Below are 294 nucleotides of genomic sequence, written 5' to 3'. Positions count from 1 at the left end.
GAACAGGTCGATGTCTGAACTGGCTGGGCAGAGCGGACGCGCTCTGCCCGCCCTTTCCGGGCGGCTGCGGGGCCAGAAGCTGACATGGATCTTTCCGAGGGCAGCAATTCAATTGCTCATATCTGCCGCATGCGCGAGCAAGTCTTCTCGAAAGGCGCGGCCTCCAAGTCGCATCGTTTGCCACTTGATGGTGCGTCGAGGAAAGATCCCGGCGCCAATTCCTGTTACTCACTTGCCGCCAGTGACATCGAGGAACGTGCCGGTGATGAACGAGGCCTCGGCGCCGGCTAACCA

1 protein-coding gene is annotated in these 294 nt (G+C 60.9%); it reads left to right on the top strand.

Translation table 11 applies throughout. The features are described from left to right. Positions 1–84 precede the first annotated feature (84 nt). The gene (locus OZ411_RS43275; RefSeq protein WP_282532849.1) at positions 85–291 is read left to right on the top strand and encodes a hypothetical protein; all 207 of its coding nucleotides are present in this window, start codon (positions 85–87) and stop codon (positions 289–291) included. The last annotated feature ends 3 nt before the right edge of the window (positions 292–294 follow it).

It is taken from the genome of Bradyrhizobium sp. Arg237L (assembly GCF_029990105.1).
Taxonomy (GTDB): Bacteria; Pseudomonadota; Alphaproteobacteria; order Rhizobiales; family Xanthobacteraceae; genus Bradyrhizobium.
Note: the sequence above shows the minus strand (reverse complement) of the source record. Positions and strands in the feature narration are given on the sequence as shown.